Genomic DNA, 14,496 nt, shown 5'->3' on the forward strand with positions numbered 1-14,496 from the left:
TAAGAAAACAACGAAAACAGCCTTTATATTGCAATTAGTTATATAAAAGCTGAATGTATTGCTATTTAGTTCTTACGCTTACGGTTTTCGCGGTCTCCGCGATTTGGACGGTCTTCACGGTTGCCGCGAGGTGCTCTGTCACCACGGTTACCACGATCGCCACGACCTTTAGCTGGAGGCGTGTCAGACCATTCGCGAATATTCAAACGCTGACCCGCAACACGAGTACCTTGTAGGGTATCACGAGTTTCTTTTGGCATGCCTTCAGGAAGGTCAACCGTACTGAAGTTATCATAAATTTCGATAGCGCCAATGTGCTTAGAATTAATGTTAGCTTCATTAGCAATAGCGCCAACGATGTTGCCAGGCTTCGCGCCATGTACGTGACCTACCTCAATGCGGAAGCGCTGCATGCCTTCTTCAGGCTTGCGGTTTCCACGAGGTACTCTTGGCTTTCTTTCGCGGCCATCACGACCATCGCGAGAGTTTCTATCACGGTTATCGCGCTGAGGCTTGCTGTTAATATCTGGACGATCTGATTCTTTAAGAATTAACGGTTCGTCGCCTTGCGCAATTTTAAGCAATGCTGCCATCAATACTTCAGGAGACGCTTCGTTTTCTTCCTTAATCATCTCAACGATAGGCATAAGTGATTCAATGCTATCGTCTTGAGTTGCTTCAGCAACTGATTGTTTGAAGCGGCTTAAACGTGTTTCATTAATTTCGCTTATTGAAGGAATTGGCATTGCTTCAATAGGCTGCTTAGTGGTTTTCTCGATAGAGTACAACAAGCGCTTTTCACGGTGAGAAATGAACAGGATTGCGTCACCTTGGCGTCCTGCACGACCTGTACGACCAATACGGTGAACGTAAGATTCACTGTCGTACGGGATATCAAAGTTGATAACGTGACTTACACGCTCAACGTCAAGACCACGGGCTACTACGTCAGTCGCAACAAGAATGTCGATCTTACCCTGTTTAAGCTTTTCAACAGTACGCTCACGGGCTGCCTGAGGAATATCACCGTTTAGCGGCTCTACATCGTAACCACGGGCAGATAGTTTATCTGCTAATTCAACCGTAGCGGTTTTCGTACGTACGAAAATGATCATGCCGTCAAACACTTCCACTTCCATGATGCGCGTTAGCGCTTCAAGTTTGTGGTGCGGTGCAATTTGGCAAAAACGCTGGCGGATAGTGCTAGCAGTACTCACCTTAGACGCAATTTTTACATGCTTAGGGTCTTTCAAATAACGCTGTGTAATTTTCTTGATTGGGCCAGGCATGGTTGCCGAGAACAGCGCAGTTTGGCGCTCTTCTGGTGCGTGGCTTAGAATAAGTTCAACGTCATCGATAAAGCCCATACGAAGCATTTCGTCAGCTTCGTCTAGCACTAGGAACTTAAGTTCGCTTAAGTCTAGTGTTTTGCGTTTAATATGGTCGATGATACGGCCTGGCGTACCAACAACCACCTGAACGCCGCGCTTAAGCTGGCGAATTTGGTTGTCGTACGACTGACCGCCGTATACTGGAAGTACTTTAATTTTTTGACTAAAGCTCGCATAAACCTGAAACGCCTCTGCAACCTGAATAGCTAGTTCACGGGTTGGGGCCAATACCAGTAATTGCGGCTTACGTTCTTCAGGATCGATATTTGCCAACATGGGCAGGGCAAACGCAGCGGTTTTTCCTGTCCCTGTCTGTGCCTGACCGAGTAAATCGTGCCCTTCAAGTAAAAGAGGAATACTCTCAGCTTGAATAGGAGACGGTTTCTCGTAGCCAACTTTTTCAAGGGCTTGTAAGATAGGTTCTGGTAAATTGAGGTCTTTAAATGTCATGTCGACAGTTGTGGTCATTAAGGATCCTGGTGCATTAAGTAAGGAGGGTGCGGCATACGATTAAACCGTACTTTTTCGGTTTATTATCGCAAGACGCTATACAGCGATGAACTGGCCTTTCGGGCGAGTTTATGGAGCGTATTCGTAGCGTATTTCGCGATATGCTTGCCAGCAGTGTTGCAAAAAACAGTATTATATTCGAATAATGGCAAGGTTGCCACGAAATTGCACAAATTCGATGAAATAATAAGCAGTATGGTGGGTGCTTTTTACAATGTGCAAAAAAGTGACAATAAAAATTTGAGGAAGGGCAAGGAATTACAATGACAAAGCATAGAACTAATACATTAATTAAACGCACGACGTTAGCAGTAATGTTAACCAGTGCTCTTTTGTCAGGGTGTAGCGAAAAGTCGATGGAGAGCCATCTGGCCGATGCAAGGAACTACGTCTCTCAACAACAGATTGACGCTGCTATTGTCGAATATAAAAACGCAATTCAAAAAGGGCCTAATGCGTCAGAACCACGCTTTGAATTAGGCAAACTGTATTTGCAGCAAAATAACTATGCGGCAGCAGAGAAAGAGCTTAACAAAGCCATGGATTTAGGGTACCCCGCTAGCCAGGTTATTCCGTTGTTATCCATCGCCTATCAACAGTCTGGGGCAGAAAATGCGCTGGCCGACGTAGACTATCGCGCTGAAGGGATGACAGCGGTTGAATCTGCAGAAGTAGGTTTTTATAAGCTGCAAGCACTAATGCAACTTGGTAAAAACGAAGAAGCGCAAGCGCTCCTTGCTGAGCTGTCTACCCTAGATACCAGTTCGGTCTACAAAGGGCTTATCGATAGCTATGCGTTTGTGCTAGACAACGATATAGATGGCGCACTAGAAGCAACAGAAGCATTGCGTGAACAAGCGCCGACTAACAAAGACGTATTACAGCAACTCGCGAAAATTTATCTTCAAAAAGGCGAGCCAGACAAAGCGGCCGAGGTGTACGGCGTTTATGTTGGCCAGTTTCCAGACGACGTAACGAGCAAGTTTGCCTATGCCGCGCTTCTTATTGAGATAAGAGATCTTGATAAAGCACAGCCAATTGTCGATGACCTGTTGGTATTGAATGAGAACCATCCATTGCTTAATACCTTTAAAGGTATTATTGAATCGGCTAACGAAAACTACGCAAAAGCCCTTGAACATTTGGAAGTCGCTGTTCAGAACGGAAGAAGCGATCAAGTGGTTCGCTTAGTTGCAGGCTTTAGTGCATATCAAATACAAGATTTTGAGGCGGCCCAGCGTCATCTCACTATGGTGGCTTCAAGCCTCCCTGATAATCACCCTGGCCTTCGTATGTTGGCAGACAGCATGCTGCAACTTGGTGAAAATGATGAAGCACTTGAAGTATTAGCGAGAGTAGAAGGTGAGCAAGGTATTGATGCGGCCTTATTTTCGAAAGCCAGCTATCAATTACTTAGACAAGGCAATGTAGTTGGTGCAAAGCAAATGGTAGAAAAGTCTGAAGAGGTGAGTACCACAGCCGAAGACTTATCCCGTTTGGGTGTTTTACAGCTGTCTTTAAACGACATTGATGGGCTAGTGAATCTTGAACAAGCGGTCGAGCAGTCGCCTGAATCTGTAACGTCGCAAGCGACATTGCTGCGCGCTTACATAGCCACTAATCAGCTTGATAAAGCAAAAAGTGCAGCGAAGGAATGGCATGAAGCATCACCAAACACTGCGGCACCGTTAATTTATCTGGGCAATATTGCGACGGCAGAAGGTGCATACCAAGAAGCGGCACAGTATTTCGATAGAGCAAGCGAGCTTAAAGATGCGGGTAACGAGGTTACGTATTCTAGAGCTAAGCTACTTGTTGCTGAGGGCAAAAAAGATAATGCGATAGCATTTATTCGCGCCTTCATAGACGAGAACCCTTCAGACGTTCAAGGGTTAGCACTATGGTTTGCACTGGCGATGGAAAAGGGTAATGCTGACGCCGTAATTAAGCATACACAAGCCCAGTTCAATGGGAAAAAAGGCGACGTAAACCTACGCCTGTTGCTGGCAAGAATGTATTCGTTAAATGACCAGCTAGATAAAACCGTTTCGCTGTTGGCCGACGTTCAGGGTGACGAGTCGTCACCTCAGGCTTTTTGGAACTTAAAAGGTCAGGCACTTATTGCCAGCAATAATGTGAAAGATGCCACGGCTTTCTTTGACCGCTGGCTGTCATTTTATCCGCAAGATAAAAATGCCGTGTTGGGTAAGTTGCTTATTGTTGATTCACAAAAGCAATTCCAGCAAGGCTTAGACTTAACCAACAAAGTCTTGGCAAAGCGTCCAGACGCGCAGCTAACCTTGCTTAAGGCCTATTTCCACAGTCGCCTTGGTCAAGCTAAACCTGCGTGGGATATTGTTAACGGTACCTCTGACGACGTTAAGGCGCTGCCGTTTGTTAGAGGGATAATTGCGCGTTTACATCTTATAGATAAAGCGCCCGAACAAGCCGTTGAGCACGCAAAAGCGGCTTATGATGCCACTTCAAATTCAGACAATGCACTGTTACTTGTAGCGGCACTTGAGATGTCGGGTGAAAAAGCGCAAGCGTTTAGCTTTCTTCAAAAGCATGTGAATGCGAACAATAACGACGTTCAAAGTGCAATGTTATTAGCTGAGCGTCAGATAGGAAAAGACAGAGCCGCAGCAATTAAAACCTATGAACTTATTCTCACCAAAACGCCTGACAATTTTGTAGTACTCAATAATTTGGCGTATTTGGCATTTGAAGATAAAAATCTGAAGCGAGCTGAAGAGCTTGCGAAGAAGGCTGTATCGCTACAGCAAGAAAATGCTGATGCGGTGGATACTCTTGCTCAAATTTATATTGCCAAGGGCCAAAAAGCCGAAGCTTTGAAGCTCTATGAACAAATATCAACAGGGCCAATTGCTAATGATGAGGTGTATTTAAACCACGTAGCCTTATTGCTTGAGCTAGATAAAAAAGCGTTGGCAAAACGACGCTTAGCAAGTAGAGAGTTTACTTCTGATGCTGCTAAGCAAAGAGCGGAGAGCCTTAAGCAGCAATACGGAGTGTAATGCTAGTTCAACGAACAGAGCACTAGCGGGCTTGTTTTGTTGCGTTATAAAAGCCAAATACGAACGAAGGCCACTTATTGTGGCCTTCGGTTTATCTACGCATTCAACTTTTCCGTGTAAATGCCCAGAGCGCGAGAAATGCGGATTGGTGTTAAATCACAGCATGTACCAAAGAGGCTTCGGCAAAAAGGTTTCTGCCGAGCTTGTTAGTCAGCTTTGCTCACGTATTCTTTGTTACTTTGAGATGCAACTTGAGCCCTAAGTTCGCGCAGCTCTTTTAAAACATCATGCAAAGTAGGCTCTACGTGACCTTGTGCAATTTGCTCTTCAAGTATTGCGGCTTCTTTTTCTGCCCTTGCTTTTTCGTTTTCTCTTTCCATCACGTTTACCACAATGCCGATAACCATATTAAGGAAGGCGAATGCGGTAAAGAAGATAAAGGTTAAGTAGAAAATCCAGCTTAGCGAGTACACCTCTTGGGTTTCGTACATCACATCAGTCCAATCTTCAAAGGTCATGATCCTAAAGAGCGTTAGCATAGAGATGGTGATGTCGCCCCACAGCACAGGATTTATAGTTTCAAATAGCGTACTGCCCACCGCGGCATAGATATAAAAGATAATAAACATTAGCAGCATGACATAGCCAAGCTGGGGTAAAGCTTTAACTAACGACACAAGTAATATTCTTAGCTCTGGAATGATTGAAATCATACGAAGTACGCGGAATACCCTAACCAAACGGGCTATCAGAGCAAGCTCGGTATCGTCGGCCGGAATAAGGCTGATTATTACAATGAGTGTGTCGAACCAGTTCCAAAAGCTCTTGAAAAAATAGCGCTTTCGTTTTTCCGCTAAAAAACGAATGGTAATTTCAGTTAAGAAAAACGCACTAATAAACCAGTCTAGAAATAAGGTGACCGACGACATACCAGCAGGAAGCTCATAGGTCTTAGCACCAACAAGTAGGGCTGAAATAACGATTACGCTAATAACAAAGGCTTCAAACCATTTGTTCGCTCTAATGCGCTCAAATTTGTTTTGTAGTTCAGAGGCTTGCATTTTTATTTATCACTCAAGGGAAAATCAATAGACCAAGAGGCTTGTCGTAAATCAACTTGGCGTTATACTAAAGTCGTTGTTTGCACATATTATGTGCCACAATGTAGGGGCGAAAAGGTGGTTTTAAAGCCTTTTGTCCTGCATATATAACATCATCAAAGACAGAAAATTTTAAAGGGCATAATCATGGATGATGAGTTACGGCTGTTGCAAGAAAAATTACGTGCTGTTTCAGCGCGTTTATCTAATTTTGTAATGACTAAACAAAATGCCGAAGCGTTATGTGCTGAATATCGGCAGCTGTTAGGTGCTTTACAAAGGTTTTCTTGTACCAAATAGGGAATAGGTATTTCCCGAACTCTCAAATCTCAGTTGTGAAAGACTAAACAGACACAAAAAAGGGCAGCCGGTAGCTACCCTTTTGGCGTTGTGTTTAAGCAGTTAATCCGCAAAATGAAACGCATTACTCTTTGGCGTTACTCTCTACAGGCTTAAGACCTCGGTTGATCATAGCTACATCTTCACCTGTCAATGTGCCAGCCGCTTGTTTAAGCGTAATCACTGACTGGATAAAGTCATAGCGTGCACCAGCAAGGTTACGGCGCGCGTCAAACAAGTTACGGGTGCTATCTAATACATCAACAATAGTACGTGTACCTACATCAAACCCAGCTTCTGTGGCTTTAAGTGCGCTATCTGCTGATACAACAGACTGCTCAAGGGCGCGAATGGTAGAGATAGACGCTTTTACATTATTAAACGAGCTACGAACCGACTGAACAGTTTGACGGTACGTTTGCTCAGCCACTTGGCTTGCTGCTACATAGTTGTACTTTGCTTGAGACGTTTGTGAACTAACGCTGCCGCCCTCATATATAGGAACGCTTAATGTCACGGCAATAGACTGGCTGTTTAAGTACGGTGTCTCGTAGCCAAACGGAGTCGTAGAGCCATCGTCGTTAAGAATTTCGGCGTCTACATCATCTTTCGAGCGGCCATAGCTGCCAGAAAGCGCCAAGGTTGGTAGATGCCCCGAACGTGCGATAGCGATGTCTTCTTTCGCTACGTCCATAGCTAAACGATCGACAAGTAGCGCAAGGTTCTTATCTTGTGCGGTTTCTAACCAGCTATCAACGGTTGCCGGTACCGGCATAGTCGCTGAGAAATTATCAGTGTTTAAACCATATAGACGGTCGTGATATTTACCCGTAATGACACGAAGAGCTTCCAAGGCAAACTCAAGTTCATTCTTTGCCTGAATTTCCTGTGCTACCGTGCTGTCGTAGTTTGCTTGCGCTTCGTGAACATCAGTGATCGCAGTTAAACCAACCTCGAAACGCTGGCGAGTTTGCTCAAGCTGTCGCTCGATGGCGCGCTTTTCTGACCCTACGAATTCTACATTGTCACGGGCGCGCAATACGTCAAAGTAAGCAGTAACGGTACGCACAATAACATCTTGCATACTAGCGGCTAGTTGCGCATCGCTCTGCTCAGCAATTTTTTCAGCGCGGTCTAAGCCCAGCCAGTTAGCGTGGTCATATAACGACATTGAAAGCGTTAACCCGTAGTCGATGGTGTCTATTTCTGTATCTGTCGTAAATACCTGAAGACCATTGTCGCCCGCTGCCTGTTGAAAACGTTCAGAATCTGACATGGTGTAACCAACAGAGCCCGAAATTTGAGGCAATAAGTTTGCGCGACTTATACTAATCCCTTCAAACGCAGCATCACGTTGCGCTTTCGCTTGGTTTACCAATGGATCGTTCGCCAGCGCTTGTTGATATACCTGCATAAGGTCATCGGCTATAGCACCAGTTGTCATCGAAACACCGATAACTAGCGACAGAAGTGTTCGTTTCATGCTTACGTCTTCCTGTTGTGTTCAAGTTGCGTCGTCATTTATTCGTAGAGACGACTTATTTAAAACCAAGTGTATGAAAATTCAACCACAAACCGAAAGTCCAAACTCGTAACAGTATTCGATTAACTGTAACAGAATATGTGATCTACCCACGCAATTATTATAGTAATAGACGACTTGTAATATGAGTTTTCTGTTATTTGCTCACACGCCATATCGCATTTTTCATGCGTATACATGGCTGGTGTGTAAATGTACTATGTATGATAAATCTATTTGAACCATAAGTGTCTGCAAATGAGCAAGGAATTCCTTTCATTTACCTCAAATGACGTCGAAATTACCGACATTAAGCCAGTGTATCGTGGTTTCTTTACCATGAATCAGTATCAATTTAAGCACAAGTGTTTTAATGGAGATTGGAGCGATACGGTGACGCGAGAGATATTTGAGCGCGGTCACGCGGTGGGTGTTTTACCCTACGATCCTGTTCTACAAGAGTTCGTGCTAATTGAGCAAGTTAGAATTGGGGCGTTAGCCACATCTTCAAGCCCTTGGTTAATTGAAATTATCGCCGGTATGATTGATGAAGGTGAAACACCAGAAGCAGTATGTCATAGAGAGTCGATGGAAGAAGCAGGTATTAAACTGGAAAAATTAACCAAAGCACTGAGCTATTTGTCGAGTCCTGGCGGTACCACAGAAAGATTACATATTTTTATAGCAAAGACTGATGCTAGCCAAGCGCAAGGCATTCACGGCCTAGAAAGCGAGTCTGAAGACATTAAAGTGCACCGAATAAAAGAAAACACCGCCCTTGAATGGTTGGAAAATGGCCATATTGACAACGCCGCAGCGGTAATTGCGCTACAATGGTTCTTTATGCACAAAACACAACTTCTGGAGCAGTGGCAGACATCGTGACACAACGCAATCAACGAAAATACGTACCTCATCTTCCGTCAATGCAGGCGCTTTGCGAACTGAACTATTCTCATGTTTTGAGAATTCTGCCTGACTGTGACACAGAAGATTTGAGTTATGAGTTTTCGGTTGGCGTGGGCCTGTCGTATGAAATACGCATTGTAGAGTCTGCTCGTTACACCAGTACGCTAAGCATTAAGCAAACCACTAAAGATATGCCTTCATATTTAACGCCCAGCATGACGGTGCGCTTATATCACGATGCGCGTATGGCAGAGGTTATTAATAGCCAAAATACGGGAGCGCTTGAACCGTCGTACGAGTATCCGAATTTAAAAATGCGCCAGCGTAACGAAAAGCACATGGTGAATATCTTTTTAGCTGAATGGCTAAACTTCTGTTTGCAACATTCCTCAAACGTTACTTCTGAAGCGTGATAACACTCATTCAGCTAAGTGATTGCCACTTACTAAAAGACAAAGATAAGACGGGATATGCGGGCATCGCGCCCTATGATTCACTAGCACGCGTGCTTTCTGATATCCAAAATTACATTGTTCAAAAAGTTGCCAACGCGCCAGAACAGAGAGCAAAGCACCAAGTAGTCGTGCTGGTTACAGGGGATATTAGCGGCGATAATTCACCCGAAAGCTATCAGCATTTTATCGCATTGATGGAGCAACATATTGAGTCAACAAATATAAAATGGTTTGTGCTGGCGGGTAATCACGACAATAACTCGTACTTTGAAAAATATCTTGGCAGTCGGCACTTACAAAGCAATGACTCGTTAAGCTTGTGCAATTGGCAAATACACGGCATGGATACCCGCGCTACAAGTAATATGCACACGGCAGCGGGGGAAGTAAAAGAGAGCGATATACAGGCGTTGGAGCAATCGTTAACTAGGTCGCCGCAGGTCAATCATCTTATCGCGCTTCATCATCATCTGTTGCCTTCAAATAGCTGGATGGATAAGCACTTTTTAGCTGATGCTCAGCGGTTAGTATCGCTTACAGGCTTTTATCCGCAAATAAAAGCCTTCATTCACGGACACATACATTCCCCTCTGCGTCAGCAGATAGGAAAGCACAATACGCCCTCTTACGGAGCCCCGTCTACCTGTTGGCAGTGGGAAATGCGGCCCGAGTTTGGTGTTAGCAATGAAGTGCCGGGGTATCAGGTGATAAATTTAATGGATGACGGCTCGGTGGATGTTTCCGTTGTTAGGGTGAAGCTCAGTTGAGTTTTGCTATAGAGGGTGTAAAAGGAGCGTGTGGCCTTAAAATCCGTATCATACTTGTTTCGAGTTTAGCGTAGACAAAGAAACAAGAAAGAAAAAGACACAGAACAGATAACACAAAATAGAGAAAAATATGCAGCACATTTTATATCTCCACGGCTTTTTAAGTTCGCCGAAATCCATTAAGGCGCAAGCCACTAAAGCGTATTTTGAGCAGCATCATTCAAACGTTACCTTACACATTCCTGAGCTGTCTAATTTTCCTAGCAAAGTGGAAGATCAGCTAATTTCACTTATTGAGAATACACCGGCATTGCTTGAAAATGGACTGAAACTTATTGGTAGTTCAATGGGGGGGTATCTCTCTACGTTTTTGCTTGAAAAGTTTGGTGGCAAAGCCGTATTAATCAATCCTGCTGTTCGCCCTTACGAGCTATTGCAAGGCTTCATCGGTACTCATGAAAACCCATACAGCAAAGAAAAGTTTGAAATAGTAGAAAGCGATATGGGAGTAATTCAAGCATTAGAAGCCGCCTCAATTAAAACGCCAGGTAATTATAAAGTGCTGCTTCAGACCGAGGATGAAACACTGGATTACCGCTTAGCGGCTGAAAAGTACGCACAAAGTCACCTGGTTATTGAAGAAGGTGGCGATCACAGCTTTGTAGGTTATGAAAATCACTTACCTGCTATTGCCGAGTTTTTGCTGAAATAAGCGCATTGCCAGTCTTTACTCGCCCTGCTAACATCAAACCTATGCTGTGCGGCGCTATGCTTACTATAGCTAACTTTAGTGCTGCGTACCTCTTTCTTTGTCGCTGGCTTAAATAACAACCATAACTATGTCAAATCAATACAATTCAGATGCTATCGAGGTTTTAAACGGCCTTGACCCCGTAAAACGCCGCCCTGGTATGTACACCGACACCACCCGACCTAATCATTTGGGTCAGGAAGTCATCGATAACAGTGTGGATGAAGCGCTTGCTGGGCATGCCTCTAACATCAAAGTAATTTTGCATGAAGACCAATCGTTAGAAGTTATCGACGATGGTCGTGGTATGCCGGTAGATATTCACCCAGAAGAGGGAATATCGGGCGTCGAGCTTATTCTCTGTAAGCTTCACGCAGGTGGTAAGTTTTCAAATAAAAACTATGCATTCTCTGGTGGTCTTCACGGGGTAGGGATCTCGGTAGTTAATGCGCTTTCAACCCGCGTGGAAGTAACTATTCGACGAGACAGTAACGTATATCAAATTGCCTTTGAAAACGGCGACAAAGTCGAAGACTTACAAGTTATCGATACTTGCGGTAAGCGCAATACAGGAACCCGTGTTCACTTCTGGCCTGATCCGCAATACTTCGACTCGGCAAAATTCTCCGCCAGCCGACTTGTACACAACTTGCGTGCAAAAGCGGTATTAAGCCCGGGTCTGCGCATTCGTTTCGACAACAAGATCACCAAAGAAAGCCAAGAGTGGTATTACGAAGACGGGCTTAAAGACTACCTGTATCAAGCGGTAGAGGAGTTTGAAACCTTACCATCTGACACGCCATTTGTAGGTACATTCAGCGGCAACACAGAAGCCGCCGATTGGGCCGTAATGTGGTTGCCTGAAGGTGGTGATTTGGTAACGGAAAGCTACGTTAACCTTATTCCTACAGCGCAAGGCGGTACACACGTTAACGGGCTGCGCCAAGGCTTACTAGAGTCAATGCGCGAATTTTGCGAATTTAGAAACTTAATGCCCCGTGGTGTTAAGTTATCGCCAGATGACATTTGGGACCGCTGTGCCTATATCCTGTCGACTAAGATGCAGGACCCGCAGTTTGCCGGGCAGACTAAAGAACGCCTGTCTTCACGTCAGGCCAGCGCGTTTGTATCAGGTGTGGTGAAAGACGCATTCAGCCTTTGGTTAAATCAACACACTGAAATTGCTGAAGCCCTTGCTGAAATGTGTATCAACAATGCACAGCGCCGTCTGCGTCAAACCAAAAAGGTTGCGCGTAAAAAGGTCACTCAAGGGCCTGCACTACCAGGCAAACTGACCGACTGCTCATCACAAGATATTTCTTACTCTGAACTATTTTTAGTAGAGGGTGACTCGGCGGGTGGCTCGGCCAAGCAAGCGCGAGACCGAGAGTTTCAGGCAATTATGCCGCTGCGCGGTAAAATCTTAAATAGCTGGGAAGTTGACTCTTCTCAGGTACTGGCATCACAGGAAATTCACGATATTTCAGTTGCGCTGGGTATCGACCCAGATTCAACCGACCTGTCTGGTTTGCGCTACGGTAAAATTTGTATTCTTGCCGATGCTGACTCTGATGGGCTACACATTGCTACGTTGCTATGTGCGCTCTTTGTACGTCATTTCAGAACCTTGGTTGAACAAGGTCATGTGTATGTCGCTATGCCGCCGCTATTTAGAATAGATGTAGGCAAAGAGGTGTATTACGCGCTAGATGAAGGCGAGAAGCAGGGCATTCTTGACCGAATTGAAGCGGAAAAGAAACGCGGTAAAGTCAACGTACAGCGCTTTAAAGGCTTGGGTGAAATGAACCCGCTACAGCTTCGCGAAACAACCATGGACCCGAACACCCGTCGCCTTGTTCAGCTGACCATTGAAGACGCGGAAGAAATGATGGAGTTGATGGACATGCTTCTTGCTAAGAAGCGTTCTGGCGACCGTAAAACATGGCTTGAAAGCAAAGGTAATATGGCCGAAGTGGCGTTGTAGATTGCAGAAACGCGCCGCTTTTGTGCTTATTTATAGAAGCTTGTATCGATAACGCTGTTCAAACAAGCGACCGCTAGACAAGCAACCTTATCGCTTCACGAAACAAATTGGAAACGCCGAGAAATTATCCCGATACGGAAATTTCTCGGCGTTTTAGTTTGTGCATCTGCAATAAAATACTGCCACGCATAATTACGCTGGTGCCGTTTAGGATAAGTAGCGGCCAGCTTTGGCTTAATGGCATTGTTAGGCCAAACAATAAAGTGCTAACGTCTTTTATCAATATATTGCGAAACAGCGCAAATGACAGCGACCCCACTTTTTGTCTGCGCTGCAGTACAAACCACTGGTGCAGTGAACCTTGAAATAAGATAACGGTAACGACCAGCATTAAGGTATTTGCGCCAAGCTGTGCAAGCGTTGGGAAAGGGCGAAAAGCAATGGAAAGTGTGCCACCAATGAGAGCTAGCAGAGCAACAGCGGCAACGTAACCTGAAATTGTAGTGCGCCTGTGTTGCCATATTTTCCAAATGATAATGAGCGTAAGTATGAGCGCGCCAAATCGTGTCCACACCAAGTAATGGTTGAAAGGCTCTACCGAAATGCCAAATAGGAAAATTGAGAAAAAGGCAAAATAGCTAGAGCCAAACTGGTTAAGTGACAGACTGTGGTTAGCATCGTCACTTTCGCTAGAAACGGGCACTTGAAAGCGCGTCATGGCCTTAATTTGTGACCATAATCCTAACCATGTCAGTAAAAACAGCGCGGCACTGGCAAAGCCTAGTATGTGGTAAAGCACCCAATTTTGCTCCACGTTGAAAATGTTCTAGCTCGTGAATGCCCTAGTGTATCACAGGACTGGCACTGTTCTGGCATGTTCTGACATATGGCATGTAAACAATCACTATTAACAAAGCACTGCAGCAGGGGCTAAAGGTGTTATCGTTTTTTCGGTATTGATGGCCCCACTATGTTTTCAAAACCGGTATTGAACTAGCAAGGAGGTTTATTTTGGCATTGCACTCAGTTTCTTCATCAACCCGCCAGTTAGCGGTAAGCGACAAAACCACAACGCTATTATTTGATCACGACGGTACCCTTATTGACTCAGAATCCGTACATTTTGACCTTTGGAAAGACATTTTGCTGAAGTACGATGTTGAACTAAGCGAAGATTTTTATTGTGAAGTGATGGCGGGTATTCCAGTAAAGCAAAATGCTGTCGATCTCGTCGAACATTTTAATATTGATGTAGCGCCGCAGCAGCTAGCAGAGCAAAAACACAAAAGCATTAGCGACTACTTAGACAAGCAAGCTTTCCCCTTAATGCCGTTTGCTAAGGAAGCTATTAAACAATGTGCAAACAAAGGCTATACCATTGGCATTGTGACTGGGGGAAGTAAAAAGTCGGTGGAAAAAACCTTATTTCAGTATGGTTTAAGTGCTTATATTTCTTGTGTGGTTGCCGTTGAAGACGTTGAAAACAGTAAGCCAGCCCCCGACTGTTATGCCCTTGCAATGGACAAGCTAGGAAAAATGCCTGATGAATGTGTGGCAATTGAAGATACGCAAACTGGCATGACAGCGGCACTTGCTGCAAACCTAGCCTGCGTAGTGATACCCACGGAATTGTCAAAGTATCATGACCTGTCTGGTGCCACAGTGCGGTATACAAGTCTGAAAGACTGGGTGGACTGTGAAGTCACTTTTTAGCGTTTTCGGTGGTGATC

General features: G+C 44.7%; 12 protein-coding genes. 8 read left to right on the forward strand and 4 right to left on the reverse strand.

From position 1 onward, the window contains the following. Nucleotides 1–65: 65 nt before the first annotated feature. The gene (locus E5672_RS00285) at nucleotides 66–1,859 is read right to left on the reverse strand and encodes a DEAD/DEAH box helicase (protein ID WP_136780421.1); all 1,794 of its coding nucleotides are present in this window, start codon (nucleotides 1,857–1,859) and stop codon (nucleotides 66–68) included. Between the two features lie 305 nt (nucleotides 1,860–2,164). Between E5672_RS00285 and prsT the strand changes: the two genes are divergently transcribed. After that, a complete protein-coding gene (prsT, locus tag E5672_RS00290; RefSeq protein ID WP_136780422.1) occupies nucleotides 2,165–4,939 on the forward strand; it encodes an XrtA/PEP-CTERM system TPR-repeat protein PrsT in 2,775 nt (924 codons plus the stop codon). A 206-nt stretch (nucleotides 4,940–5,145) separates the two neighbouring features. Here prsT and E5672_RS00295 read toward each other — a convergent pair whose 3' ends face one another. Further along, nucleotides 5,146–6,000: an ion transporter gene (locus E5672_RS00295; RefSeq protein WP_136780423.1), complete on the reverse strand. Its 855-nt coding sequence runs from the start codon at nucleotides 5,998–6,000 to the stop codon at nucleotides 5,146–5,148. A 186-nt stretch (nucleotides 6,001–6,186) separates the two neighbouring features. Between E5672_RS00295 and E5672_RS19835 the strand changes: the two genes are divergently transcribed. Beyond that, a complete protein-coding gene (locus E5672_RS19835; RefSeq protein WP_167483118.1) occupies nucleotides 6,187–6,339 on the forward strand; it encodes a hypothetical protein in 153 nt (50 codons plus the stop codon). Between the two features lie 124 nt (nucleotides 6,340–6,463). Here E5672_RS19835 and tolC read toward each other — a convergent pair whose 3' ends face one another. Beyond that, a complete protein-coding gene (tolC, locus tag E5672_RS00300) occupies nucleotides 6,464–7,861 on the reverse strand; it encodes an outer membrane channel protein TolC (RefSeq protein WP_136780424.1) in 1,398 nt (465 codons plus the stop codon). Nucleotides 7,862–8,158: 297 nt separating this feature from the next. On the opposite strand from tolC, the gene nudF reads away from it, so the two are divergent. The 5 genes from nudF (at nucleotide 8,159) to parE (ending at nucleotide 12,766) form a co-directional block, all read left to right on the forward strand. Further along, nucleotides 8,159–8,785 carry an ADP-ribose diphosphatase gene (nudF, locus tag E5672_RS00305; protein WP_136780425.1) on the forward strand — a complete coding sequence of 209 codons (627 nt, stop codon included), beginning with the start codon at nucleotides 8,159–8,161 and terminating at the stop codon, nucleotides 8,783–8,785. Continuing rightward, complete coding sequence (locus E5672_RS00310; protein WP_014975631.1) at nucleotides 8,782–9,222, forward strand: DUF1249 domain-containing protein; 441 nt, start codon at nucleotides 8,782–8,784, stop codon at nucleotides 9,220–9,222. Before nudF ends, E5672_RS00310 begins: the two co-directional genes overlap by 4 nt. Continuing rightward, nucleotides 9,219–10,031 (forward strand): metallophosphoesterase family protein, encoded by an 813-nt coding sequence (locus tag E5672_RS00315; RefSeq protein WP_136780426.1) that lies wholly within the window; start codon nucleotides 9,219–9,221, stop codon nucleotides 10,029–10,031. The genes E5672_RS00310 and E5672_RS00315 overlap by 4 nt, the downstream gene beginning before the upstream one ends. Nucleotides 10,032–10,161: 130 nt before the next feature. Then, nucleotides 10,162–10,743: a YqiA/YcfP family alpha/beta fold hydrolase gene (locus tag E5672_RS00320; protein WP_131137062.1), complete on the forward strand. Its 582-nt coding sequence runs from the start codon at nucleotides 10,162–10,164 to the stop codon at nucleotides 10,741–10,743. A gap of 127 nt (nucleotides 10,744–10,870) precedes the next feature. Further along, the gene (parE, locus tag E5672_RS00325; protein ID WP_014975634.1) at nucleotides 10,871–12,766 is read left to right on the forward strand and encodes a DNA topoisomerase IV subunit B; all 1,896 of its coding nucleotides are present in this window, start codon (nucleotides 10,871–10,873) and stop codon (nucleotides 12,764–12,766) included. A 124-nt stretch (nucleotides 12,767–12,890) separates the two neighbouring features. Here the strand turns inward: parE and E5672_RS00330 are convergent, their stop codons facing one another. Then, complete coding sequence (locus E5672_RS00330) at nucleotides 12,891–13,565, reverse strand: hypothetical protein (protein ID WP_014975642.1); 675 nt, start codon at nucleotides 13,563–13,565, stop codon at nucleotides 12,891–12,893. A gap of 212 nt (nucleotides 13,566–13,777) precedes the next feature. On the opposite strand from E5672_RS00330, the gene E5672_RS00335 reads away from it, so the two are divergent. Further along, nucleotides 13,778–14,479 (forward strand): HAD family hydrolase, encoded by a 702-nt coding sequence (locus E5672_RS00335; RefSeq protein ID WP_136780427.1) that lies wholly within the window; start codon nucleotides 13,778–13,780, stop codon nucleotides 14,477–14,479. The last annotated feature ends 17 nt before the right edge of the window (nucleotides 14,480–14,496 follow it).

The sequence above is a fragment of the Alteromonas portus genome, assembly GCF_005117025.1.
GTDB classification, from domain to species: domain Bacteria; phylum Pseudomonadota; class Gammaproteobacteria; order Enterobacterales; family Alteromonadaceae; genus Alteromonas; species Alteromonas portus.